The sequence below is a fragment of the Vibrio nomapromontoriensis genome (assembly GCF_050337205.1).
GTDB lineage: Bacteria > Pseudomonadota > Gammaproteobacteria > Enterobacterales > Vibrionaceae > Vibrio > Vibrio nomapromontoriensis.
Genome location: NZ_JAKJSS010000008.1, coordinates 467,766 through 491,497 on the forward strand (window position 1 = coordinate 467,766; position 23,732 = coordinate 491,497).

Annotated in this window: 20 protein-coding genes; 9 read left to right on the plus strand and 11 right to left on the minus strand. The window is 43.7% G+C overall.

Features of this window, described 5'->3' with window-relative positions; translation table 11 throughout:
- Positions 1 to 116 precede the first annotated feature (116 nt).
- Complete coding sequence (locus L4D05_RS09870) at positions 117 to 1,034, minus strand: siderophore ABC transporter substrate-binding protein (protein WP_428793829.1); 918 nt, start codon at positions 1,032 to 1,034, stop codon at positions 117 to 119.
- 279 nt (positions 1,035 to 1,313) lie between these two features.
- Between L4D05_RS09870 and L4D05_RS09875 the strand changes: the two genes are divergently transcribed.
- The 4 genes from L4D05_RS09875 to L4D05_RS09890 all read left to right on the plus strand — a co-directional run bounded on the left by L4D05_RS09875 (position 1,314) and on the right by L4D05_RS09890 (position 8,244).
- Complete coding sequence (locus tag L4D05_RS09875) at positions 1,314 to 2,228, plus strand: DUF808 domain-containing protein (protein WP_428793830.1); 915 nt, start codon at positions 1,314 to 1,316, stop codon at positions 2,226 to 2,228.
- A 220-nt stretch (positions 2,229 to 2,448) separates the two neighbouring features.
- On the plus strand, positions 2,449 to 3,534 hold the full coding sequence (locus L4D05_RS09880; RefSeq protein WP_428793831.1) for an efflux RND transporter periplasmic adaptor subunit: 1,086 nt from the start codon (positions 2,449 to 2,451) through the stop codon (positions 3,532 to 3,534).
- Between the two features lie 12 nt (positions 3,535 to 3,546).
- Positions 3,547 to 6,636: an efflux RND transporter permease subunit gene (locus L4D05_RS09885; protein WP_428793832.1), complete on the plus strand. Its 3,090-nt coding sequence runs from the start codon at positions 3,547 to 3,549 to the stop codon at positions 6,634 to 6,636.
- Positions 6,637 to 7,083: 447 nt separating this feature from the next.
- The gene (locus L4D05_RS09890; RefSeq protein WP_428793833.1) at positions 7,084 to 8,244 is read left to right on the plus strand and encodes an MFS transporter; all 1,161 of its coding nucleotides are present in this window, start codon (positions 7,084 to 7,086) and stop codon (positions 8,242 to 8,244) included.
- A gap of 102 nt (positions 8,245 to 8,346) precedes the next feature.
- Here the strand turns inward: L4D05_RS09890 and L4D05_RS09895 are convergent, their stop codons facing one another.
- Both L4D05_RS09895 and L4D05_RS09900 read right to left on the minus strand, forming a co-directional pair.
- The gene (locus L4D05_RS09895) at positions 8,347 to 9,495 is read right to left on the minus strand and encodes a DUF1501 domain-containing protein (RefSeq protein ID WP_428793834.1); all 1,149 of its coding nucleotides are present in this window, start codon (positions 9,493 to 9,495) and stop codon (positions 8,347 to 8,349) included.
- Positions 9,496 to 9,502: 7 nt separating this feature from the next.
- Positions 9,503 to 10,864: a DUF1800 domain-containing protein gene (locus tag L4D05_RS09900; protein WP_428793835.1), complete on the minus strand. Its 1,362-nt coding sequence runs from the start codon at positions 10,862 to 10,864 to the stop codon at positions 9,503 to 9,505.
- Between the two features lie 302 nt (positions 10,865 to 11,166).
- Here L4D05_RS09900 and L4D05_RS09905 point away from each other — a divergent pair, with 302 nt between their 5' ends.
- Positions 11,167 to 11,328, plus strand: coding sequence for a hypothetical protein (locus tag L4D05_RS09905; protein ID WP_428751535.1), 162 nt, complete (start codon positions 11,167 to 11,169; stop codon positions 11,326 to 11,328).
- A 206-nt stretch (positions 11,329 to 11,534) separates the two neighbouring features.
- Here L4D05_RS09905 and L4D05_RS09910 read toward each other — a convergent pair whose 3' ends face one another.
- From L4D05_RS09910 to L4D05_RS09925, 4 genes are all read right to left on the minus strand, one after another.
- Complete coding sequence (locus L4D05_RS09910) at positions 11,535 to 11,885, minus strand: hypothetical protein (protein WP_428793836.1); 351 nt, start codon at positions 11,883 to 11,885, stop codon at positions 11,535 to 11,537.
- A gap of 25 nt (positions 11,886 to 11,910) precedes the next feature.
- Positions 11,911 to 13,233: a peptidoglycan DD-metalloendopeptidase family protein gene (locus L4D05_RS09915; RefSeq protein ID WP_428793837.1), complete on the minus strand. Its 1,323-nt coding sequence runs from the start codon at positions 13,231 to 13,233 to the stop codon at positions 11,911 to 11,913.
- A gap of 150 nt (positions 13,234 to 13,383) precedes the next feature.
- Entirely contained in the window at positions 13,384 to 13,677 is a 294-nt protein-coding gene (locus tag L4D05_RS09920) for an isoamylase early set domain-containing protein (protein ID WP_265677750.1), read from the minus strand.
- Between the two features lie 118 nt (positions 13,678 to 13,795).
- A complete protein-coding gene (locus tag L4D05_RS09925) occupies positions 13,796 to 14,419 on the minus strand; it encodes a hypothetical protein (protein WP_428793838.1) in 624 nt (207 codons plus the stop codon).
- 335 nt (positions 14,420 to 14,754) lie between these two features.
- On the opposite strand from L4D05_RS09925, the gene L4D05_RS09930 reads away from it, so the two are divergent.
- Positions 14,755 to 16,125 carry a YjiH family protein gene (locus tag L4D05_RS09930; RefSeq protein WP_428793839.1) on the plus strand — a complete coding sequence of 457 codons (1,371 nt, stop codon included), beginning with the start codon at positions 14,755 to 14,757 and terminating at the stop codon, positions 16,123 to 16,125.
- 395 nt (positions 16,126 to 16,520) lie between these two features.
- Here L4D05_RS09930 and L4D05_RS09935 read toward each other — a convergent pair whose 3' ends face one another.
- Positions 16,521 to 17,660, minus strand: coding sequence for a carbohydrate porin (locus L4D05_RS09935; protein ID WP_428793840.1), 1,140 nt, complete (start codon positions 17,658 to 17,660; stop codon positions 16,521 to 16,523).
- A 611-nt stretch (positions 17,661 to 18,271) separates the two neighbouring features.
- Here L4D05_RS09935 and L4D05_RS09940 point away from each other — a divergent pair.
- Positions 18,272 to 18,451: a hypothetical protein gene (locus L4D05_RS09940; protein ID WP_428793841.1), complete on the plus strand. Its 180-nt coding sequence runs from the start codon at positions 18,272 to 18,274 to the stop codon at positions 18,449 to 18,451.
- A gap of 131 nt (positions 18,452 to 18,582) precedes the next feature.
- On the opposite strand, the gene L4D05_RS09945 is transcribed toward L4D05_RS09940, so the two are convergent.
- Positions 18,583 to 19,113: a GNAT family N-acetyltransferase gene (locus L4D05_RS09945; protein ID WP_428793842.1), complete on the minus strand. Its 531-nt coding sequence runs from the start codon at positions 19,111 to 19,113 to the stop codon at positions 18,583 to 18,585.
- Between the two features lie 202 nt (positions 19,114 to 19,315).
- Entirely contained in the window at positions 19,316 to 19,801 is a 486-nt protein-coding gene (locus L4D05_RS09950) for a GNAT family N-acetyltransferase (protein WP_428793843.1), read from the minus strand.
- 278 nt (positions 19,802 to 20,079) lie between these two features.
- On the opposite strand from L4D05_RS09950, the gene L4D05_RS09955 reads away from it, so the two are divergent.
- Positions 20,080 to 20,964: a DMT family transporter gene (locus L4D05_RS09955; protein ID WP_428793844.1), complete on the plus strand. Its 885-nt coding sequence runs from the start codon at positions 20,080 to 20,082 to the stop codon at positions 20,962 to 20,964.
- A gap of 117 nt (positions 20,965 to 21,081) precedes the next feature.
- Positions 21,082 to 21,702, plus strand: a complete 621-nt coding sequence (locus tag L4D05_RS09960; protein ID WP_428793845.1) for a hypothetical protein — start codon at positions 21,082 to 21,084, stop codon at positions 21,700 to 21,702.
- Here the strand turns inward: L4D05_RS09960 and L4D05_RS09965 are convergent.
- On the minus strand, positions 21,699 to 23,543 hold the full coding sequence (locus tag L4D05_RS09965) for an SgrR family transcriptional regulator (RefSeq protein ID WP_428793846.1): 1,845 nt from the start codon (positions 23,541 to 23,543) through the stop codon (positions 21,699 to 21,701). The two genes, L4D05_RS09960 and L4D05_RS09965, sit on opposite strands and share 4 nt — an antisense overlap.
- Positions 23,544 to 23,732 lie beyond the last annotated feature (189 nt).

Here is a 23,732-nt window from a genome sequence, read left to right on the forward strand (position 1 = left end):
AACAACATTAGACTCAGAAAATTGGATTAGACCCAAAAAATAATATGACTTGGACGCCATTTTACCGTAGGTAGGGCGAGTCTATAGACTCGCCCTAGTGTTCGAAGGTTTGAAAGTTAAAGAGCGCTAGTGATATCAGAGATCATCGTCTGCGTTGCTGTCACACCGCCACCAGAGAGATACCAAGCATTAGGGTCAATGAACACCACTTTTTTAGCTTTGGCCGCTGGCGTTGAGTTAACAAGTGGGTTATTGAACATTTCTTTCGCTTTACCAACACTTCGACCAATCGCTTGCTCTCGGTCTAGAATAAAAATAACTTCTGGCTTCGCATCAGAAATATATTCAAATGAAATTAAGTTGCCATGGGAACCTTCAACAGGCGCAACATTTTGGCTGTTTGACTCAGCAAAGTTAAAGTCGTCAAAAATGATAGAGAATCGGCTGCCTTTATTAAACATGGCGACGTTATTACCATTATTCATGAGCATTAATGCGTTCAGTTGCTCTTCCTTGACTTGATCTGCGGCAGTCGTGAGCTGCGATTGTGTCTCTTCGATCAGTGTTTCCACTTCCTTTTCTTTATCGAATAATTGTCCGAGCATACGCCAGTTTGCCTGCGTATCTTGCCAGTACTGCCCGTTATCCACATAGAACATGACCGTCGGTGCGATCTCGTTTAATTCATCGTAGATTCTCAACATACGGTTTTCAGCAATAATAACGTCTGGCTTCAAGGTATAAATAGTTTCAAAATCAGGTTCGCTCACCGAGCCAGTATTACTTGTAGAAGTCTTATACTGAGTAAGGTAAGACGGTAACAGCCCATGAGGTGCGCCAATTGGTTGCACACCAATACGATCTAATACATCTAGACTACCATTGCCCAGTACTACCACGCGTTTTGGTATTTCTTTGAATTCTACACTTCCTTTGTAGTGATCAATCGTGACCGCAAAGGCGTGACCAACAAACATCGAACACGCGGCAACAACGATGGTTGCACGCTTGATAAAACCGAAAACCTGATTCATTCCCTAATACCCTATATATCTTGTGGTTATATTAAACAAGCTCATTATCACCTCAATATAAATAGGAATCAATATCATTCTTATGATTAATTGCATTTTTATTGTCATTGATCATATTTGCATTTCACCGTTAACTGTCAGGCTTTACTAACAACCCTTGCTAAAACCGTCTCAATCTGGGGAATAAACGAGCAAGTTTCCGCTCTATCCACTCATAAAGCTTGAGAAGGCTCAAATTGGTGTTACATTCACTTACATAATGTAAATTTAAGGATGCATATGGCTGGTTTAAGTCTTCTCACACTCCTCGACGATATTACGGCAGTGCTCGACGATGTCGCGTTGCTATCAAAAGTAGCGGCAAAAAAGACCGCAGGTGTACTCGGTGATGATTTAGCACTCAATGCCCATCAAGTTTCTGGTGTGGCGGCAGAACGAGAAATCCCCGTGGTCTGGGCTGTCGCCAAAGGCTCCTTTAAAAACAAATGCATATTGGTTCCTGCAGCGCTCATCATTAGCTTTATCGCGCCTTGGTTAATCAATCCCCTTCTGCTTTTAGGTGGTCTATTTCTCTGCTACGAGGGGGCAGAAAAAATCATTGAAAAACTTTTTCATAGCAAACACGAAAACGCCGAAGACGTCCCCACTCTCGACAGTGAGTCCATAGAAGAATACGAACAGAAGAAGATAGCCGGAGCAATCCGTACCGATTTCATCCTATCAGCTGAGATCATTGTCATCGCGTTGGGAACGGTACAGGGTCAGTCCACGACAATACAGATCTCAGTGGTGTCATTAATCGCTGTGTTAATGACAATTGGTGTTTATGGGTTAGTCGCAGGAATCGTAAAGCTCGATGACTTAGGCTTCTATTTAGATAGAAAGGGACAAGGGAAAGGTATTGTATCTTGGCTAGGAAGAGGCTTAATTGCTTTTGCCCCTAAGCTTATGAGAGTCCTAACCATTGTTGGTACTGCCGCCATGTTCTTAGTCGGAGGGGGGATTGTCGTGCATAATGTTCCGGCCGTACACCACCTAATAGAACCTATTATCATGGAGTTGCCTAATATCTCTTTTGCTAAAGCCACCATCCCTGTGCTGTTAAATGGCGCTGTTGGCATCGTCGCCGGTGTGCTCGTCGTTGCCGTGCTCGAAGCGGTCACTAAAATTCGTGCTGCGGTGTCATCTTCATAATCACTCTTCTTAACGGTACTACAGACATAACGAACGGCCGTCATGATTCGCACCGTTCGCTATGTCGTTACATAGTCTTCTTTTCCCTGCCAATGAACACAATCAGACAAGAAAAAGTTGAATATGCGACATCCAGTCACAAAACCAGCCTAAGTTCGCTAGACACCATCCCACCTGTTGCATAATGTGTATTGATCGTCGTTATTGTTAGGAATTATGAATGGAATCGTCTACGCTACGCCGCCCTTTTTTAGTTTGGGTTCTTTTATGCGGCTCTACCTTAGTCGGATGTAGTGATTCCGAAGCCGTTTCACCAACTGAAATTAAGCCTAAGTTAGCCGTGGAGTCTTTACAACTTGTACAAGCGGAGCACTACAACGTCAAACGTGAGTATGTTGGAATAATTAAAGCTGCCCAGAAGGCAAATTTAGGGTTTGAGCTTGCGGGTAAAGTATCTGAAATTTACGTTGATGTTGGCGATCGCGTCGAAAAGGGACAATCGCTCCTAACACTGGATATCGAATTACTCAAAACAGAAGCTAATCAACTTAAAGCTCGAGATAAAGAGCTCAATGCGCGCCTAGATTTGGTCAAAGCCAACCTCAAACGTCAACAAGCCTTAAAAGCCAATGGCTTTAGTGCAGAGGCCGAAATGGACGCACTAGATAGCGAAGTTAGCGTATTAAACTCAAGCCTACTTGGGCTGAAAGCCTCACGAAACGCAAACCGATTACGCCAGCAAAAATCAACTATCCGTGCTCCCTTTTCAGGTATCATCAGCCACCGTTTTGTCACCGTTGGTGATGTAGTCAATGTTGGAAAACCAACATTAACCGTGTTATCTAATCAGGCCAAAGAAGCCGCGATCGGTATTCCAGCTAAGCAGTTAAACAAGGTATCTGCTCTGGCTTCCCCACAAATTAGAGTCGGGCAAAACACGTATTCTGCAACACTTATCAATCCAGGCGCTATTGTTGACATCCATTCTCGAAGTGTTGGGTTGCGCTATGTATTACCCCACAACCTTGGCTTATTAGAAGGACAACTGGCTTACCTAAATTTTGACGAAAAGTACGATAAGACGGGGTTTTGGGTGCCTATTTCAGCCCTAACCGATGGCATGCGTGGTGTCTGGAATGTGTACATCGTCAACGATAACCAAACAATAGAAAGCCGCACCATACAGGTGTTATTTGCCGACCAAAATAAGGCCTACGTTCAAGGCGCTATTCATGCTGGAGAACGCATTGTCGCCAGTGGTTTACACAGAATTGTACCTGGTCAACAGGTTAACACTCCACAATAGCAGGCACTTATCATGCATTTCGTTAAGGCCATCGCCAACACTCGACTACTAATATTGATTACAGCACTATTATTGGTTAGTGGTTACGCTGCCTATTCAACCTTGCCTCGAGCAGAAGACCCTATCATCAGTAACCGCTTTGCAACTGTGACCACCGTACTGTCCGGCGCCAGCGCTGAACGCATAGAAACACTGGTCACTGAAGTCGTTGAGAACAAGCTACGAGAGCTCAATCAAATTAAGGTACTCACTTCCACCTCCCGCCCCGGTGTATCAATTGTGACCGTTGAGCTCAATGATGACATCACCGAGCCAGAACCAGTTTGGTCACAAACAAGAGACAAACTCGCGGCTCTCCCCTCTTTATTGCCCGATGGTAGCAACACGCCCAAATTTGATAGCGACCATACCTATGCCTTTACCAGTATTATTGCACTAACTTGGAAGGATACTAGCGATGCCGATCTGTTAATCTTAGGTCGCTATGCAAAAGAGCTAGCTTCGCGGTTACGTAACCTCTCTGGTACAGAGTTTGTTGACGAATACGCACAACCCAAAGAGGAAATTCTCGTCAGCCTCGATACCTCCTCTGCCGCCGCGCTGGGGCGATCTAGTAGCAATGTTCTTGAATCTTTGCATGGTGCCGACGCTAAAAACCCTGCTGGCGAACTGCTCAGCCTAAACCATCGCTTTGGGCTAGAAATTGCGTCCGAGTTAGACTCGCTCAACCGCGTAAGGCAAGTCCCCATTAACGTCGATGGTAAAGGGCACATGATTCGTCTTGAGGATATTGCCACCGTTAGCCGAATGCCGAGTTTACCAGCAACCGAACTGGCCTATATTGATGGAAAAGTGGGTGTCATCGTAGCCGCTCGCATGCAACAGGAGCTGAGAGTTGACCGTTGGTCGGCAAGCATGGAAACGCTGGTCGAACAATTTCAACGTGATATTCCTAGTAACATTCACGTTGATATTATTTTTGACCAACAAGGCTATACCGATGCCAGAATGGGCGATCTTCGAAACAGTCTACTTCTTGGCTTTGCTCTAATTTTAATCGTGCTACTACTCACGCTAGGAGTAAGAGCTGCCATTTTGGTTGCCATTGCCTTGCCGTTAACTTCCATGTTGACGCTAACGTTAATGAAAATAACTGGCTTACCGATTAATCAAATGTCAGTGACTGGACTCATTGTTGCTTTAGGCATCATGGTCGATAACGCAGTGGTGATGGTCGACACTATTCAGCATAATCGAGTGTTAGGCCAATCTAAATCCAACGCCACACGCGCTGCGCTCAAGCACCTATGGCTTCCTTTACTTGGCTCTACGTTGACCACGGTTCTTGCGTTTATGCCTATAATTTTAATGCCGGGGGCAACGGGTGAGTTCGTCAGTGGCATCGGCATTACCGTATGTTTCTCCCTCATTGGTTCATACCTTATTTCTCATACCCTAATTGCCGGCTTTGCTACCCGCTTTTTACCCGCACATTATCAAGGTAGTCATTGGTACCATACCGGGCTTTCGATTCCAGTCATGTCAAAATGGTTCGAGGCTAGTGTTCGATCCGCCATTCGATTTCCGATGTTCGCCATCGCTTTGGTGTTGGGCGTCGCAATCACCGGTTTTTGGAGTACTACGCAATTAACTGAACAGTTTTTTCCTCCCTCCGACCGAGATATGTTCGAAGTTCAAATTTTCCTTCCTCCACAAGCGAGCATTGTTCAAACGAGCAATACGGCAATGCGTGTTGATGACATCATCCGTACCTACCCTAGTGTGGAGCACACTAACTGGATGATTGGCGCCAATTTTCCATCGTTTTACTACAATTTGCAGGCCAACCAACAAAACGCTCCATACTTCGCGCAAGCCATGATCAAAACTAAAGACTTCGCTGATGCAAACCGTATTATTCCCTTGATCCAAAATGCCTTAAATCATCAAGTTCCTCAGGCACAGATTTTAGTTCGCAAACTTGAACAAGGTCCTCCATTTAAGGCGCCAATTGAACTCAGAGTATTTGGAAACAACTTAGATACACTGAAATCTATTGGCCAGGACATTCGCCTTATTATGTCAAATACCCAGCATGTTACTCACACCAGAGAAACGCTACAGCCCGGGTTGCCTAAAGTGAAGCTTATGGTTAACGAAGAGGCCTCACAACTAAATGGCATTACATTAAATAAATTCGCTCGTTTACTTCAAACAACACTCATTGGCCGTAATAGTGGCACCGTTTTAGAAGGTGGGGAATCCATTCCTATTCGGGTTCGCGTTTCCGACGATGAACGGGAAAATATTGCTCATTTAGGCAACCTGCGATTACCCATTAGCTCAGAGGTCTATTCAACAGGTGTGAGTGTCTCTACCCTTGCAGAAATGGAGCTGACCACTAGCAGAGGGGCGATCACTCGCCGCGGTGGGCAACGAGTCAACACCATTGAAGGCTATATAGAGTCTGGTGTTCTGCCTCAATCGGTACTCATTGCGTTTAAACAAGCACTGAAAAACTACACGCTTCCTCCCGGCTACCATATTGAATTTGGTGGTGAATCTGCTGGCAGAAATGAATCTATTAATAACTTAATTTCAAACGTATTTGTTGTGGTGACTTTAATGGTATTGGTCGTTGTCATGTCGTTTAATTCATTTCGGATCAGCAGTATCATTTTCTCCGTTGCTGGTCTGTCTGCAGGCCTAGGCATCTTGTCAGTTTACTTATTCAATTACCCATTTGGTTTTACTGTGATCATTGGTTTACTGGGAGTCATCGGTCTTGCGATCAATGCAGCCATTGTCATATTGGCTGAATTAAAAGCACGCCCCGATACCAGTAATGGCGATAATGATGCTATCGTCGATGCCGTTATGTCATGCACTCGCCATATTACCTCAACAACCATTACCACCGTTGGCGGTTTCATTCCATTGATCATTGCTGGCGGAGGGTTCTGGCCGCCATTTGCGATTGCGATTGCTGGCGGTACCGTACTAACGACGATTATTTCATTCTATTATGTCCCAGCAGCCTACCGGTTGCTGTGTGGTAAGCACCCTAAACACCTCAGCTCTACACAAGTGACTGGAGGCTGATTATGCACTTCACATAATCGCTAAATGAGCGCCATGACCCTGACTTGCTTTTATCACAAAGTGAGGACGGGTCATTCAATTTGCATCGCGCTATTGACTTAAATCGCAACAAGTCACGCATCATATGTTTCTTCTTTACCCACTCAACAACACACGATATATAAAACGACCTCATAATTTCTTTTCTTATCACCACACGTCACACCCGCCGATATTTTCTTTGTCAACAAAGCGCCACACACCCAATAGAATTCAATTACTTACATGAATTATCGCTAGGGTCATTGACGCTCATTTTCCTTAGCAGTTTTCAAAATATTTCGATAACGATTTTTTGTCGTCATGGTCATTTTTATTCGTTTTACTCTTTGATACTCAAGCCTCATAGTCGCGGTGATTTCTTAATCACTCCCCCTTTTCTTTTTACCAACCAATGAGGATCCTGCCTTGGAAAACACTCACGATTTCGCAGTTAAAGCTGGCTTTAAAGTACCGGTAATTGCGCTATCACTATATGCCGTTGCATCAGGTTATCTAATGAGCCTGATCCCACTAATGCTTAACGAATATGGTATTGATGCCAGTCAAGCAAGTTGGTTGGCGAGTGTATTTTATGCAGGATTACTTGTAGGCGCGGTGGCTATTGAACCCGCAGTAAAATACGTGGGGCACCGTATCGCTTTTGTTGCATGCCTTGCCGTTTTCGTACTGACTATTATTGCTCTACCTCTATTACCTGTAGCCAGCGTCTGGTTAATCGCTCGTTTTATCGCTGGTATTGCGGTCGCGGGCGTGTTTGTTATCGTTGAGTCTTGGTTGTTAACCGGAGACGAAACAAGCCGAGCGAAACGTCTTGGCTTATACATGGGTTCACTGTATGGCGGTTCAGCATTAGGGCAGCTTGGTATTGGTCTGATTGGCGTTGAAGGCATTATGCCTTTCATCGTTATTTTAACCATGCTTAGCGCAGCCATTATGGTGTTGCTCTTCATCCCAACACAGCAGCCACAAAGTGCACATTCAACGCCATTAACATGGAAGCAAATGAGCAAATTAAGCCACGCAGCCATCATTGGATGTATTGTGTCAGGTTTAACACTCGGTTCGATTTACGGTCTTATGCCGGTAGAGTTATCGCACCGCAATGTGTCTCAAGGGCACCTTAGTGCTCTAATGGCATTAGTGATCTTGGGCGGCATGGCAGTACAACCTATTGTGCCAAAACTTATTCATAAAGTGGGCCGTACGCCACTGATGGGTATGTTTTGCTTGGTCGGTGTATTTGCAATCGGTTTAGTAATTTTAAGCAGTGACCTTAGCGTACTGGCGGTCAGTTTATTTTTGATCGGTTTTTCATGCTTCGCACTGTATCCGATTGCTATCAACCTAGGTTGTGACAAACTGGATGAAAACAATATTGTATCTGCAACGCAGGTGATGTTGTTTTGCTACAGTGTTGGCTCAGTCGCGGGACCTGTTATTGCTGACTGGTTTATGAATGGTACCCAAGGTCTAATGGCCTACTTGCTTGCGACTATGATGGCAACAGCCATTTACATGATCATTGCGAGCATTACGACCAAGAAGCACATGGTGGCTGGAGAGTAATCTCTTCGACTGATCATTTCTCCGGCTACTCATCTCCCAATTGCTAGTTTCTCTAGCAACTATTGCAGACAAGCCATCGAGTCTAACTCGATGGCTTAATTTTTAAGCTCGTTTTGTTGTAATCAAGCCTGTCATCGGTGCAATCGCCTCACTATCAGGGAACACATTCAGCAACGTAGCACTATCCGCCAAATAATGATCAGCAAGTACGCCTTTTATGACTGCTCTAACATCCGTCGTAGGGGCTAAATCTCTGCCTTCGAACAATTTATCATCGGCTAATCCCGGCCAATCAGAAACTACTTGTCCCTTCTTGATCGCACCACCTGCCAATAACATGACATTTGCCGTGCCATGATCTGTGCCTTTGGTACCATTTTCACGTGCCGTTCGCCCAAACTCACTTGCACACATCACTACCGTTGATGACCACTTTTCACCTAAAGCGGATTTCAGTGCCAGCAATCCTTCATCCAATTTTTTCAGCTGGTTTGCTAGTCGTCCCTGAGTGGTTCCCTGCGCTGAGTGTGTATCCCAGCCACCAAGCTCTAGCACCGCAATATTGGGCCCTTGTGGTGAGTTAATAAACTTACCCGCCTGCGTCATCAAGTTAGTAAATTGCTTGCTTTGACTTCCTGCCCCTAGCATTTTCTCTAACTTCATGGCTTCCGAAAAATTCGAGCCAAGCTCGGGGTCGGATTGGAACAGATCGGCTAAGATCAGCGCCTGCTCTTCTTCCGCTTTTAGTTTGTGAGGATACCAACTGCTCACTTTCATCTCACCTTGAGCAATTAATGGCAACCCAGAATCAATCGCAATCGCTAAGTTACTCTTCTCACTCATCAAAAATCGATTCAGCCACCCTTCTCGCTCCAATGGGTTTAGTGTGCCATTTTCGAGTACCTTCTGACCATCAAAATGCGATCGGCTGCGATACCCAGTGGCACAAGCATGAACAAACATCGCCTCATCATTTTGATACCACTCAAAGACGTTTTTGAGCGCAGGATTCAAGCCATAACCACTACCTAGTCCACGCAATTCACTACTATTAAAGGCTAGGTTCGGTCTAAGCGCCGAGTACGCGGTGTCAAATGACGGTACCACCACATTCAGTCCATCCATCGCGCCTCTTAGTGTCACCCATACGAAAACATTCGGGCTTGCAGTTGCGGCGAATGCGAGATTAGGTAGGCAAGTCACTAGCGACGTTGCACCAATACCTTTCAAGAAATTTCTACGTGACGTCATTGTTCACCTACCTATACTGAAACTGAGGACTCATCCACAGCACCACCAACTTGGACACGGCATCTTGCGCTTTCTCAATCGCCACAAGGGTGTGCTCATCAACATTCTTGCCATACAGCCTTTGAAGAATATTATCGATATAATCTTGCGGACGCTGTTTATTGCGCTTTACTTGTCGAACCGCAAGTTGTGCGACTTGATTCGCTACCTGCCACCGCTGAGTCAACCCTGAAGCACTATTATAGTCAGCATCTTGATCCGACCACCCTGCAGGTGACCCCGCCATGAAAGGCTCTTGTCCAAGCTGTCTTAGCATATAATGCATTTGCTTTTGATTAGGCTCAAAATCTGCGCTACGTAACACAGCGAAATACCACTCTTGCGGCGTTCTAAACCTTAAGTACTTAGGCTCAGTTGCTAATGGGCTAGCCATTAACATCTCGTAAACTGGCATCAACTGACCTTTTTTTTCCAGCCATACGTTCGCCAATGCTTCAACTAATTCTTCATGACCAGCGCCGTAAAAGTGCTGTACTAACTTTCCACACACATGCTGCGCAGTCTCTGGACGCAATGCTAAGTCCGCTAAACACGCGATGCCCTGCGCTTCGCCCTCTTGCGAGTAAACTGTGTTTAATACTTGTATTGCCCCCGGTTCATGCAAGGCTGGTCTAAAAATATAGCCTGCCTCTTTTGATCCCATGGTTACTGTCCAGCCCGTAATACCCTGCGCAAGTTCTATGACATCCGTTTGTGTATAACCGCCACTCACACCCAACGTGTGTAATTCAAGTATCTCCCGAGCAAGATTTTCATTCAGTCCTTTATTGCGTTTTTTGCCCGCTTTTGAATTCGGCCCAATAGACTGATGGTTATCCAAAAACATCAGCATAGTCGGGTGCTGACAGACCGCAATCAACATAGAACTAAAGTCAGACTTCCAAGCCGTACGAATAACATCATTTTCTACACCAGACGCAATAGGTCGCACACGTCTCGTATCGGCTGAAATAGCAAAGTGATTGCTCCAGAACTGAATGAGCCGTTCTTGAAATCCATAAGGTGAATATAACGATTGAAGATTGCGAGCATGAACAAGGGTCCGATAACTCTCTTGAAAGAAAGCATTATTGGTTTTAGAGAACGTCTGTTTTTCTTCCGGAGTCGCGGCCTCCTTACGTCGGCGATTCAGCTCCCCCATATGAGCCAGCATTTCAGAGGTAGATGGCAGCTCAGCGATCAATTCATGGGTATCATTGTCGACCTGTAGCTGCTTTGCCAGCGAAAGAGGTTCACTGGCATCTCCAACCCGTATCCCTAATCCAAATCGTTGTGGAGCGGTCACCGCCCGAATTTGTGCACTGTCCATGGTACTTCTCACCTTGTTGTCACCTTTCCTAGTTATATTTTAGACCGAAAGCATAAATAGCAGCGCCGTTAGTGGTTAATTTAAAATACAACACATACAAATATTCAATCAAACAGCTCTTCAGCATACTCGTGATATATAATTGTTTTTATACTCTTTTTCGTCAGAACTGCGTTTTCTTTTACCTTTGTTGTTAAATTTGATACCTAGCCCAAAAAAACGGTATTTCCCGCAGAAGAAATGATGCGGATATGTTGCCGAATTGTTATCTTTTACACGTAGAAAAACGGAGGAGAAACGAAATGGATGATCTACAATTTTATGTAACGCATGATTACTGCCCAAATTGCAATGCCGTCACGACGCAAGATGTTTTTGAACTGAATGAGCAACATACTCAAGACGGGCAGAAAGTAGGTGTTAAAACCGAACACACTTGTGAACGCTGCCAGTCTTCCTATTAGCTACTTCAATAAATTAGCTACTTCGATTAATTAGTTACAAATCGATTTATAACAGAGATTCGGTTTGTAACGGCAATCGGCATAGTTAGCCAAATTGCACAGCTAGTCATGATGAATAAAAGATAAAAAACGGCGCTCATTATAGAGCGCCGTTTCTATTTAGTCTTTATTTTGTGTTTTTGTCGGTTTTTGCGAAAGCAAATGACCTATGAACGTTTAGGTTGCATATAGGTTTTGCCGGCCGCTTTGTACGTGTCGCTTTGCTTTAAGTCAAAAAGAGCATCAAAGAACCAAGCGACAAATTTAATGACGTCATCCCCTTCGTTCATGATGTGCTCGACATACTCTTCATCTTCACCAGCATCATTGGTTCGAACAGACACATGATAGATACGTTGTTCACCATCAACATCCGCCAAAGCAAACTGACCCGTTAGGCTTTCTGCCGCTTCTGCAACGTCTGCATCATCACATGCTTTTAGTGCGTTTAACGCATCAGGTAGTGCTTTAAATAAACACAGCTCTTTTACCAACTTTTCGAATTCATCTTGTTGCATTTGTGTCACCATATTGTGGTTGCGATTATAAGCTCGCAACTTTCATTTCTTGTTTCTTAAGCATCGCATCCAGCTCATCTCGACGGGCGATAAATTGCTTAAGCTCGCTCTTTGGCACAGAGTCTGCCATAGGAATGTTTGCACGCATAGCGTTAACCGGTCTACCACGAACGATTAGCTCATAATGCAAATGGGGACCCGTTACACGCCCAGTAGCACCAGATAACCCAATGCGTTGCCCACGGGTAATTTTCTGTCCCTTTTTCACCAATATTTTACTTAAATGTAGATAACGGGTTTTATATGGACCACCATGGTCAACAACCACATACTTACCCGCATAAGGGTGATTCCTCACCATGGCAACAACGCCGTCCCCTGTGGTTAACACAGGAGTACCAGTACGCACGCCAAAATCGGTACCATTATGAGGCGAAACTCGTCCTGTCACCGGGTGACGGCGGTTAGGGTTAAAACCCGACGTAATTCGGGTGTTTTTTACTGGGTAGCGCATAAACGCACGCTGCAGACTTTCACCTGCGGCATCGTAGTACTGACCATTCGAGTGCAAATAAGCCGAGTACATAGCGCCACGGTTGAAAATCTTAATCGCTTGAATTTCAGAGTTTCCCGTTGGTACACCCTCTACCGTTTGACTACTTTTGACGACTTCAAATTGATCGCCAGCACGCAAGTCTCGAGCAAAATTAATCTTATCTTTTAACAAGGTAACGACTTGGCTAATTTCATTTGGACCAAGACCAAGTTTATTAGCAGAAGCCGAAAAACTGCCATTAATCTCACCAACAAGCGCAGCACTTTTCCAAACGCCAGGAATTGAAATGTCTTCGAATTCAAAACTGCCATCATCTAATCGATGATAAACGGCTTTTTCCGCGACATTACGACCTAATTCTAACTTCGTCAGAGCTTGAGTTTCCTCATCCTGCCAAAAGCGAATTTTATCGCCAGGACGCAGCGTATCTAGCACCAAGAAGTTCAGGTCTGTTTCCATTACAGACATCATATCTCTGTAAGGGAAACCAAGCTGATCAAAAATTTGGCTTAAGCTGTCTCCAGATTGAACTGTATAAGCGTATTTAGGAGGCTGAACCTCTACGGCTTTATTGGCTGATAACGCCTCGACAATAGGAGAGTCATTCAGATCTAAGTCAACAGTTCCTTTTAACGTAGAGTCAGGCAGACTGTGTAAAAAAGCAAAGGCTGCCAAAAATGGCACAGTGAAAGCAATGCTTCTTTTTAATTTTGAGTTACGAGCCTGAGTGCTTGCCGCACTTGGTTCGCCCGGTATTTGATTTGATTGCACAATGGTTCCAATGCAGCTCATAAGAAGGCTAATAGAGTAAACTTTTCTGATGTCAATTGCATCAATCGTTAGGGAAAGAAAACGTAAAACATGTGATTGGAATGTAAAAAAGCGAAGCTATGAGCTTCGCTTTTCATCAATATGGTACCATTTCAATTAGGCAGTTCTAACTTAAGCCGTTCTAACAATACAGTTGTCAGCGCCGAAACCATTCGGCACATAGTGGTCCGCTTCGGCATCGTTCACCCACTCCGTATCATTAACCAGATAACGGAATTGATACTCCGCACCTTTTGGCAGTCGAGTACGGTATTTAAACGACTTAGATTTGGCGACTTTCTTCATTTGAATTGGCTGCCAATCATGAAACTCTGCCATCAATACCACACTATCAACATTCGCTGCATCGAGTTCGAACGTTACCTCTACTTCATCTTTCGTTTTAAAAAAACGCTTATTGATCATCGCAAGCTCCATTTATACAAAAATTAACAACATCTAGATGCATACTATTCAATTAAACTCACATTCACAACACTGAGAGCACGAGAAAATTATCAAATAGCCCAATAACACAAGGGAATTATTGGCAGTTTAGCTGATTGATTTTTGCAGTTTCACACGTTAGCGTAACCTCTTTCTGCGGGCTGTCACTCATCGCCTGCCCTGCTGCATGCTGTTTAAAACGCACTTCAATGTGATGTTTCCAGTCCACCATAGACACCTGCACTCTGTCACCAAGCAATACAGAGTCTACAAGAATGATCCTTTGTCTTGCCGTATCCCAATCAAACAATCCTAGGTAATAAAACACACCAGACCCTTGATTACTAACCGCAAAAGGAACAATGACTTTGGACAACACACCTTTTTCCATTTGCTCTTGTTTAAATTGATACAACAGGTAAACATGACCGCGCTCCATGCCGTTATCGTATCGTCCCGATGCGACTTGCTTAACCTCGTCGATATCAGTCAGTAAAGAAAACGCGCTGGTATCTGGCACCTGAAGCGTCCAAGGGTTTGGCGTAGATAGTCCTAGAATTTGATTTACCACCTCATCACTTTGCATTTGCTGTGAGGGAAATTTGGCTAAGATCTCTTCATCCGTTAACGAGAATCGATAAACCCCTGCAATGACAACAATAAGCAACAAGACAATTGGCACCAATAAAATGAGCGGGATAGGCAACTTTTTTCTTTTCATACTGGTTTAGCTCTGATTCCATATTTTGAAACAATTCCATTTCGATACCCTATGTCTTCGGTACCACCTTTGCTTTAGATTCTATAGTGTAGCGAGTTAAACCGCACACTCAAACCTTCTCTTAGCCACTATACTGTAACCATCGCTAACACCAAGGATGAATAAAGCAGGGCAAAGTTTACGTAAATTGTGAATATTTAGTCTTCATTGATGAATAGTATTGCTTCGGCGCGCAAAAAAAAGTAATCTTTGCCCCACTTGAGCAAATATGGATGTTTAGTGAATAATCAAGCGATGGAACCGCTGATATTAACTAGTTGTAACACGAGATAAAAATGCAAAATAGCGCTCAACCTGTCCCTGAGACAGGCAAAAAAGGCAATTTCTGGATGTTTTTCATCCCGTCATTAGTGGGTTTATTCCTGTTCATGGCACCTATTAGCTACGATGGTGGTTTGACGATTCCTGTCGCCGTTTTAGCTAAATCTCTACAAGCAGCAGTTGGCGACATTATCGTCCCTCTTGTCACCGCAATTATTGCTTTGATGGCAGCAGCGTCTATTTTAACTCGCATTTTTAAGCCTGCTTTTATCAACAATAACGATTTCCTAAATGGCCTATTTAACCCAAGTCCAATGTGGTTAGCGGTAAGACTTATTGGCGGCCTTGCAGCCGTCATGACTTACTTTCAATTTGGTCCTGAAGCCATTTGGGAAGAGAACACTGGTGGATTGGTCTTAGAGGGCTTATTACCAACACTGTTTTCGGTATTCATCTTTGCTGGATTACTCCTTCCATTGCTGCTCAACTTCGGTCTATTAGAGCTGTTTGGCGCGCTATTAAGTAAAATTATGCGCCCGATATTCAACTTACCTGGCCGTGGCGCGATTGACTGTATGGCGTCTTGGCTTGGAGACGGCAGCGTCGGTATTCTATTAACCAGTAAGCAATACGAAGCCAAATTTTACACCATGCGCGAAGCGGCTGTGATTGGTACTACCTTCTCGGCGGTGTCGATTACGTTTAGCCTTGTGGTTATTGCTCAGGTTGAATTGGAACACTTATTCTTACCATTTTATGGCGCTATTTGCTTAGCGGGTATCGTTGCTGCCATCATTATTCCTCGCCTTCCACCACTTAGAAATAAGAAAGACGTATTTATTGATGGCACCAAACCTGCTGCCGATGCAGAAGTCACCCCTGCAGGCATGTCCACCTTCTCTTGGGGGTTGGATATGGCGCTTAGACGCGCAGGCACTGTTACTTCTGCTAAGTCAGTATTTGGTGAAGGTATCAAGAATGCCGTCGACATGGTCTTTGGTGTGCTTCCTGTGGTCATGGGTCTGGGTACCGTTGCTCTGGTTATTGCGGAATACACAACCGTGTTTGAAGTATTAGGCACTCCGTTCATCCCATACCTTGAGTTATTGGGCGTTCCAGAGGCAGTGGCAGCATCGAAGACGATTGTTGTTGGTTTTGCTGACATGTTCATCCCGTCGATTCTTGCCGCTTCCATTGACAACGAAATGACTCGTTTCGTCATTGCAGCAATGTCGGTTACGCAGCTTATTTACATGTCTGAAGTCGGTGCTCTGCTGTTAGGAAGCCGTATCCCAGTTAATATTATCGAACTGTTCGCTATTTTCATCTTGCGTACACTGATTACGCTACCTGTGATTGCTGGTGTTGCTCACCTGATTTTCTAATCATAAATAATTCAATCAAAGGCTCGCTTTCGGCGAGCCTTTTTTATTGCAACGCATCTTTACCTTCTCGACTTTCTATCTTCATCCGTCACTTTGCCTTATTAAGCCAACCCTCATGGTGTGTGATTCGCACGTGATGATGTCAGCCCACTCAATTACGACTGGGCCACAGATAAGCGACGGCTACGCATCTACCCTGAGAGCATCAAAGCAGCAGCCTCACTGTAATCCTGCTACACGCAGTGCAATAAGGCGCATTCATAAACACTATGCTAGATACCCAAAGTGACGATCATTGTTTTCCTTTATGCCAGACATAAAAAAACGGAGCCTCTCAGCTCCGTTTCTCTACATTTATTAGCAGTGTTTTGATTCTATACGTTTAAGCGATGCGCTTAGAAGAAGTATTTGAAACGAACACGCACACCTTTGTCGTCATCTTCAGCAAAGTTCGTTGACACTGTTTGTGTCGTATCAGTTTTGTCATCTACTGTTGTATAGTATGCGCCTAGGTAGATTGAGAAATCATCAACCGTTAGAACATCAGCAAACTCATAAGATGCATACCAAGTATTCACGTTCACATCACCCGAAGCGTAGCTAGTAGATACTTCTTTATTCTCATATTCGTTAGCGGCGTGGATAAAGCCAAGACCAAAGCCTTTGTATAGTGCGTTGACACCAACAGACATGTTGTTTTCATCGACTGCATCCATGTACGCGAAGTTAGCAATCAAGTTCCAATCTGTTGTTGAGTAGTTCGCCGTTAAGCCATAACCTTTACGGTCTGAGATATCAACTTCACCATTAACGCCATCCACAACTACCGCATCTTTAACTAGGTTTGCTTCCATTGAGGCAGCAATTCCGAAACCACCCATTTGGTAGCCGACTACCGGACGTAATAATACTGCGTCTTTCGTGCTCTTAACATCCTTTCCGTGGTACTGACGTTGACCTACGTTACCGGTAGTGCCAAATAGCACATCTCGCTCGCCTATCATTGAAGCAACTTCAACATAAAGGTTGTCAAATGATTGACTATACATTAGCTGACCGCTAGAACCACGACCACGACCTTCTTTCATTTGGTATACGTACGCAGAACCATCTTGAACAAGATCGTTTGCTGTATCACCAGAGTACTCAAGGAACGTATCTTGACCTACCGGGAACATATCGAATGCTTCGAAGCGACCCATACGTAGATTCCAGCCCTCTTGAGCGCCGAACGCAAACCATGCATCATCTAGCGCAACGTTACCGCTGCTTTCCATTAACGGTTGCACGTTAACTTGTAAAACGTGGCCGTTTTGTGTGTATCGCTCTCCTGCAAATTCAAGAAGGATACGCCCTGTTTGGTCAAACTCTTTCGCTGTTTGAGAATCACGATCTTGGAAGTTGAAATCGAATTCAACGTCACCGCCGATTGAGAAGTTACCTGTTTCATTATCAACAATGCTGATTCCAGCATTGGCACCCATTGCTGTTGACACTAAGATTGCAGCAAGCGAAAGCTTAAATGTGTTTTTCATTATGAACCCCGAGAAATGTAATAAGTTTTGTTTTTATTGTTCAGCTCTATACATCCGACTTTGTTTGGTTAGCTTCTATGAGCCACTCATTTACAAAGGGAATAATTAAGATGCTTAAAAGTTATATATCCAATGAACGAGGTAAAGTTTCACTAAAAAAAAGAATATCGACAATCCTAATAATTTAAAAATGCCTATCTAAATCACGCTTTTAGATAAATGCCAATATCGTTATATATCAATTAGTTATATATAAATAAATATATGTTTAGCATAAAAGATATTTTTTAATGTAATTGATGGGAACTTTTTATCAGGAAAAATAAATTCAGTGATTGAGATCACGGTGTAGACTAATGAAACAATAAGAAACATTGCTGCAATAGTGTTAACTAATAGTTCTATAATTGTAAGTCACTGACTAATCTGGGTTCAATTTAAACCTCGATAATACGACATGGCAACACGTCGCTATACTCCTACTGAGACGCCTCTTGCTAACACGTCGCCATTTCAACGCATAAGCAACATGTCTCTTAATAACTTCTTGATATTAGCCGAGATTGAACTAGTTTAAAACATAGAAGCTAGTTGATTGGAGGCATAACGTTATGGAAAGAACTCTAGAAAAGGAAATCGTAACGACAGTGCATGACCTAAATAACGCTCAGTTACTTGAAGTGAAACGCTTTATAGAAGCGATGACGACTACAAAACGAAGTCGCGAACTGTTGAGTGAGGAAGAGGTCGACATGATTCGTTCGCTCACCTCTCACCATCAGCGTAAATAGCAGACTATCTGTCATCAATTGAGAAAACCAAACGCAAAGAGGCCAGCATAATGCTGGCCTCTTTGCGTTTGGTTCTTCTAAGATAACACGAGCCATAAAGTGACAGCGTCACTAATAGGTGCGCGAATCCATTACCTCGATACCGTGGCTAACTCCTGTGGCGTTGGCCATGTATAAACAAACTCATCAACTTTTTTCCCGCAAGGTGAGTCTCCTCGTTGACTTAATGCTCTTACACCACCAACAGATTCATAAAAGTGTACCGCATCTTTATTATCTGCAAGCACTTCTAAAAACACGCCATTGTCAGGGTAGTATTTTCCAGCCCACTCCATCGCTTGCGACAGCAAAGTCTGACCGACCCCTCGCCTTTGCGCCGAAGAAGACACATGCAAATTGTCAATAATAGTACCGAACTCGGCGCTGTGATTACCGAATAGGCAGATAAAACCTAATAACTCCCCCTGCTCCTCCGCCAAAATAACGTGTTGGCTGAATGGTGGGTTTAACAGTCTCGCTTGCCAAATCAACAGCTTATCGTCCAAGGCTTGTTCATCAAGATACGATTGTCGCATCATCCCTTTATAACTCAATTGCCAACTTTCAGCATGCAACTGAGCGATACGTTTATAATCAGAATATTCTGCTATTTTAAAATCCATTTAATAGTACCTACTGCTTAACTATTGTCATATCCATTGATTACATACTAATAAAATGTAAACAAATTGCAATCTATGCTACGTAAAAGCTAATGGTTCGCGCAATTATCCTTTGAAACCGATCGTTTACAGCGCATGATTTTACACTTAGCCCAAAATGACTTACCTTGCATACAGTCGGCCTCACCAATCGTAAGCTTGGTTAAAGTAAAGACTTCGTCATCCAAACATCACAACCGTTATGCAGCGTACCCGGATAAGGCTTATCTAAATGCTGAAAACCCACCGATTCATATAGGTGAATCGCTGACTTCATCCCAGCTAGCGTATCTAAATAACACGAGGTAAAGCCCTGCTCTTTAGCAAAAGATAAGCATTGGGTCGTCAGCGCCTTACCAATCCCATTACCCCGGCTTTCAGGGAGTAAGAATAATTTTTTTAACTCACAAACGTTAGATTCGCGACCCAAAGGGGCAACTCCACAGCCACCAACCACTTTACCGTCAAGTAATGCGATCAAATATAGGCTTCTTAAACCAGTACTATAGTGAGCGCTCATAGCATTCACTTCATCATCCGAAGGACCAAAGCCCTCACCGATCGCCCCAAACTCAGCACCGACTCGCTTAATAATGTCCCTAACGGCGTCATTATGTGGTTCCGTTATTTCTACTATTTGTACCTGCATAATGATTTCCTATTAATGTTAAGTCATGCAAAACTAATGTTAAGTCATGTGCAACAAAAACAGGTTAACGGATAACCCCTTAGGATTGAAAGGAATTTATTGGCATAAACCATACCCTTAGTCATTAACGCAGCGATAACGCTAAAAAGGAACACGGAGGAATAAGATAGAACATAGATGTGATTTCACTCTCAGACTCAACACGCTACTATCAAAGCTACGCAGGCTCTTCACACTGACACTCGATACCCCACATAAAGCACACGATGGTTAAGATTATGAATTCAAATTATTTACTGGCAACCATCACTATGACGGCTTTTGCGCTCAATTCATTATTTGCACGTTATGCGTTGGGGTTCCAAGTCATCGACCCGATGAGCTACACGCTTATTCGCCTGTTAAGTGGCGCGATCACGTTAACATTACTTGCACTGCTGTCATTCAAATCAGCACGTCGCTCAGACTCATCTTCACTTGGATTTCTACCCTCTTGTTATTTAGGTGTGTCACTCTTGGGGTACGCTATCTTATTTTCTCTTGCCTATGACCGATTAGATACCGGCGTTGGTGCACTGATTCTTTTCGGAACGGTTCAACTAACGCTCATTGGTTATCACCGATTAACAGGCCACGTCATTTCAAAAATGGAAGTGGTTGGCATTGGGGTTTCCATAGCGGGGTTTGTCACGCTCATGCAGCCTTCTCAACAGCAGCCTGATTTCGGGGCAGCGATATTAATGTCACTATCGGGGTTAAGTTGGGGGATCTTCACAATTTTAGGTAAGCAAACCAACCAAGCTCTAGTTGCAACCAAACAGGGCTTTATATTCGGTGCCAGTTTAATGGTGATCTTCTACTTAAGTAGCGCGCTCTTCAGCATGACCCCACTCCACCTGACAACGCAAGGCGTTAGCTTTGCGTTACTTTCTGGTATCGGTGCATCAGCTATTGGCTACTATTTCTGGTATTTACTGCTGCCGAAAATCGACCTTTTACAAGCCTCCTTGTTACAGCTTACGGTCCCTATCATTGCATTAGTGCTTGGGATGATATTTATCAACGAGGAAATAACGGTCTATTCTTGTATTGCTACCCTATTGATTCTAGGTGGTATTGCACTCGTCTCATACAGTAAAGTGCGCTCACAACAATACCGCTAAGAAAACAAACAGTATCGCTAATACCACTTCAAATTAGATACAAAAGGATAATTGGTAACTCAGAGCTATTTAGTCTAGTTTAAGCGTCGATTACGCTTCCACCTTTTAGGATGAATTATGTTGAACTTCAGTCTCAAATCGCTGCTTTTAAGTCTATTATTTCCAGTCATGTGCATGGCCAATACCAGTTCTGATAACACACAAGCCCCAGACTCAGAAACGGGACAACCTCTCGTCAACCTAACCATGATGCTTGACCTCAAGGGTATTGAAGCGTCTATTAATCAATCGAGTCAATCCATTGATAACCTAGCGGTATCTTTAACGTTACTGTCAAAGAATGAAAGTTTAAATGAAGAGCAACGACAAGTTCTTGTTGATACGATTGAAAATATTGACGAACTTACTGAATTATCAAAAGCATCTTTGATTGCTTTACCGGGCGCGCTGGAACAGTCACAAAATTCGATAGCAAAAAGTACCAAAAACTTTGTCTATGACGTTCGTTTTAATGTTTTATTACTGCTTGGTGTTGTCGTTCTCGCTATCGTATTAGCGCTAATTGCCGCTTACTGGTTTATTTTACGCCCAATGCAAGGCACCATTTTACTCGCCACAAGAAATGTATCTAAAATGGCGAGCGCCATTCACAAGACGGCAAGCGCACTGGAAACAACCACAGAAAATCAGAAAGTTATTACCCAACGCCTCAATGATAAAGACACCACGCAAACTTAATCGTCGGACCAAACCTCTCTCAATTGAGGCCATCCCCATGTGGTAATTTCGACCCCTTTAATCACGCCATGAAAGCTCAATGTTTGTCTATGATGAAACATTGGGCTGACGTAACTTTCATAGATTAAAGCAGAACAAATAGGCTCTAAATGCTCAAGATAATCTCGAGCGACAATAGACTCCCTTACTGTATTAAGTTGATCGCGTAACCAGCCATTCGATTCTTCACTCAATACCGATTCAATCACCGGATCACTTGCAAACGCAAGCATCGCCGATACTTGACGATTGTCATCCAAATTGAAGTTGGTTAACACCAAATCATAATCCAACACGCATTCTCTCGCCTGCTTTAGAAACTCTCGATGCGGCAAAACCGTTATCGAGACGGTCACCTTTAGGCTCGCAAGGATAAACTGAATGGCTCGACTACAGCGAATTAATCCACGATGATCATAAACTGCGATAGTGAGAGAGGATGGAAGATCGGTAGGCATTGCGCGAATTCGCTTAACCTGATGCCAGAAAGGGAAAAAATTATGCGCAACCTGTGCCCCAAATGTCATTTGAAGTTCCACTAGAGCTTGCCAAATCGCTTCCCCTCGCAAACATTCACTCAACCACTTTCTCTGCTCTACACCCAGGCGTTGAGTTCGTTTGTTTTGATTAAACAGCAAAAACAAACACCCATCCTCGATACGTATTTGAGAACCGTGGTGCGATAAAGTGCTCTGATGCTGAGTAGGCGTCATTGAGTTACTTCGAATTGAGTCTTGTGCTAACAAGTTATTACTATGAACGTCAATCAGCGGCGCAGCCGGCGCCGTATTACCACAGTCTGTATTAATGACTTTACCGCCAAGCAATGCATGCTCACAAAGTACGGAAGGATCATTCACTGCCTTGTTGTTAAGCAACCAGATCGTCACTTCATCCGTTAAGGCTCGTAATGAAAAATAGCGTTCATTGGCTAATAGAGACACTTTCTGGTCGGTATGCTCTTGTAATAAAAATACCCCTGAACCCACTATTCTATTTGTGAGGCTCCAAGCATCATTAAGCTGTTGCGGAGGTTGAATTGAATATTTCAGATCACTTAACAGTGCACAAAAGCCGCGGTCTGGTTGAGCTAGCGTCACCACAAACTTAAGATCATGAACAACCTCAACGGACATCACATGATCCAACTCATACTTATAGAAAGGCAGCTTAGACAACATTAATAATAAGTCACAGACCACTTGAGCCGTGATCGCGTCACCGTTATCAAATTGTAGTCCCGGTCTTAAATGAAAGCTCCAACTACGAAATGAGTCCTCACTTTGCCAATAATGGGCCAGTTCAGGCAGCAAATTACCGTCTTTCCCCATCGAAACCAAACACGAATAAAGCTGGCGAATGAGAAAACGCTCACTATTTCGCTGAGGCTTGTGAGGAACAAGACGTTCAAAAGAGCGATCATAAGTAAGCTGAACATTGACTCGCCCTTCTTTTAATACCGCTCCCGAGGTTTGCTGTAGCAAAGTACCAAACAACACTTGGTCGCCATCAAGAAAGTCGAGAGCTTTTTCATATTTACCCGCCGTTACCCAAGACTTAGCAACTTGCTTCTTTACCTCTTCAGTACTGTATAAGCGTGCGAGTGTAGAGCGTTGGTTCCGACCTGACTGTGGTCGCCAGTTAACCCAGCCTAGCTCCGTCATCTGCTTGAGTAATGTGCGGGCATGCCTAGGACTGGTGAACAAATGCTCTGCAACATCGGCCAACAGTACCTTACATTCTTGACCAAGAGGATAATCTAACAGTCTAGAGTAATAGCGAAAAAGGTTTGATGATTCCAAGATACCTACCGACAACAAGCTAAGTTTGTTCCTTATTTTAGTATAAGTCGGCGAAATTTTGAATTATTGACTGATATTTACAATAACCGGAACAAACACAAAGAAAATCACTCTCTTTTTTTATTCCTTATAAATACGATAATAGCAACATAGCAATCAGCGTTAGTTTATTACCCCCCCACTGATAAC

What these genes read in the sequence shown, in the direction of transcription:
- L4D05_RS09935 (WP_428793840.1), bottom strand. Translation starts at nt 17,660, where the DNA reads ATGAAAAACACATTTAAGCTTTCGCTTGCTGCAATCTTAGTGTCAACA.
- L4D05_RS09870 (WP_428793829.1), bottom strand. Translation starts at nt 1,034, where the DNA reads ATGAATCAGGTTTTCGGTTTTATCAAGCGTGCAACCATCGTTGTTGCC.
- L4D05_RS09955 (WP_428793844.1), top strand. Translation starts at nt 20,080, where the DNA reads ATGAATTCAAATTATTTACTGGCAACCATCACTATGACGGCTTTTGCG.
- L4D05_RS09945 (WP_428793842.1), bottom strand. Translation starts at nt 19,113, where the DNA reads ATGGATTTTAAAATAGCAGAATATTCTGATTATAAACGTATCGCTCAG.
- L4D05_RS09895 (WP_428793834.1), bottom strand. Translation starts at nt 9,495, where the DNA reads ATGACGTCACGTAGAAATTTCTTGAAAGGTATTGGTGCAACGTCGCTA.
- L4D05_RS09910 (WP_428793836.1), bottom strand. Translation starts at nt 11,885, where the DNA reads ATGCAACAAGATGAATTCGAAAAGTTGGTAAAAGAGCTGTGTTTATTT.
- L4D05_RS09930 (WP_428793839.1), top strand. Translation starts at nt 14,755, where the DNA reads ATGCAAAATAGCGCTCAACCTGTCCCTGAGACAGGCAAAAAAGGCAAT.
- L4D05_RS09885 (WP_428793832.1), top strand. Translation starts at nt 3,547, where the DNA reads ATGCATTTCGTTAAGGCCATCGCCAACACTCGACTACTAATATTGATT.
- L4D05_RS09960 (WP_428793845.1), top strand. Translation starts at nt 21,082, where the DNA reads ATGTTGAACTTCAGTCTCAAATCGCTGCTTTTAAGTCTATTATTTCCA.
- L4D05_RS09920 (WP_265677750.1), bottom strand. Translation starts at nt 13,677, where the DNA reads ATGATCAATAAGCGTTTTTTTAAAACGAAAGATGAAGTAGAGGTAACG.
- L4D05_RS09875 (WP_428793830.1), top strand. Translation starts at nt 1,314, where the DNA reads ATGGCTGGTTTAAGTCTTCTCACACTCCTCGACGATATTACGGCAGTG.
- L4D05_RS09940 (WP_428793841.1), top strand. Translation starts at nt 18,272, where the DNA reads ATGGAAAGAACTCTAGAAAAGGAAATCGTAACGACAGTGCATGACCTA.
- L4D05_RS09880 (WP_428793831.1), top strand. Translation starts at nt 2,449, where the DNA reads ATGGAATCGTCTACGCTACGCCGCCCTTTTTTAGTTTGGGTTCTTTTA.
- L4D05_RS09950 (WP_428793843.1), bottom strand. Translation starts at nt 19,801, where the DNA reads ATGCAGGTACAAATAGTAGAAATAACGGAACCACATAATGACGCCGTT.
- L4D05_RS09925 (WP_428793838.1), bottom strand. Translation starts at nt 14,419, where the DNA reads ATGAAAAGAAAAAAGTTGCCTATCCCGCTCATTTTATTGGTGCCAATT.
- L4D05_RS09905 (WP_428751535.1), top strand. Translation starts at nt 11,167, where the DNA reads ATGGATGATCTACAATTTTATGTAACGCATGATTACTGCCCAAATTGC.
- L4D05_RS09915 (WP_428793837.1), bottom strand. Translation starts at nt 13,233, where the DNA reads ATGAGCTGCATTGGAACCATTGTGCAATCAAATCAAATACCGGGCGAA.
- L4D05_RS09900 (WP_428793835.1), bottom strand. Translation starts at nt 10,864, where the DNA reads ATGGACAGTGCACAAATTCGGGCGGTGACCGCTCCACAACGATTTGGA.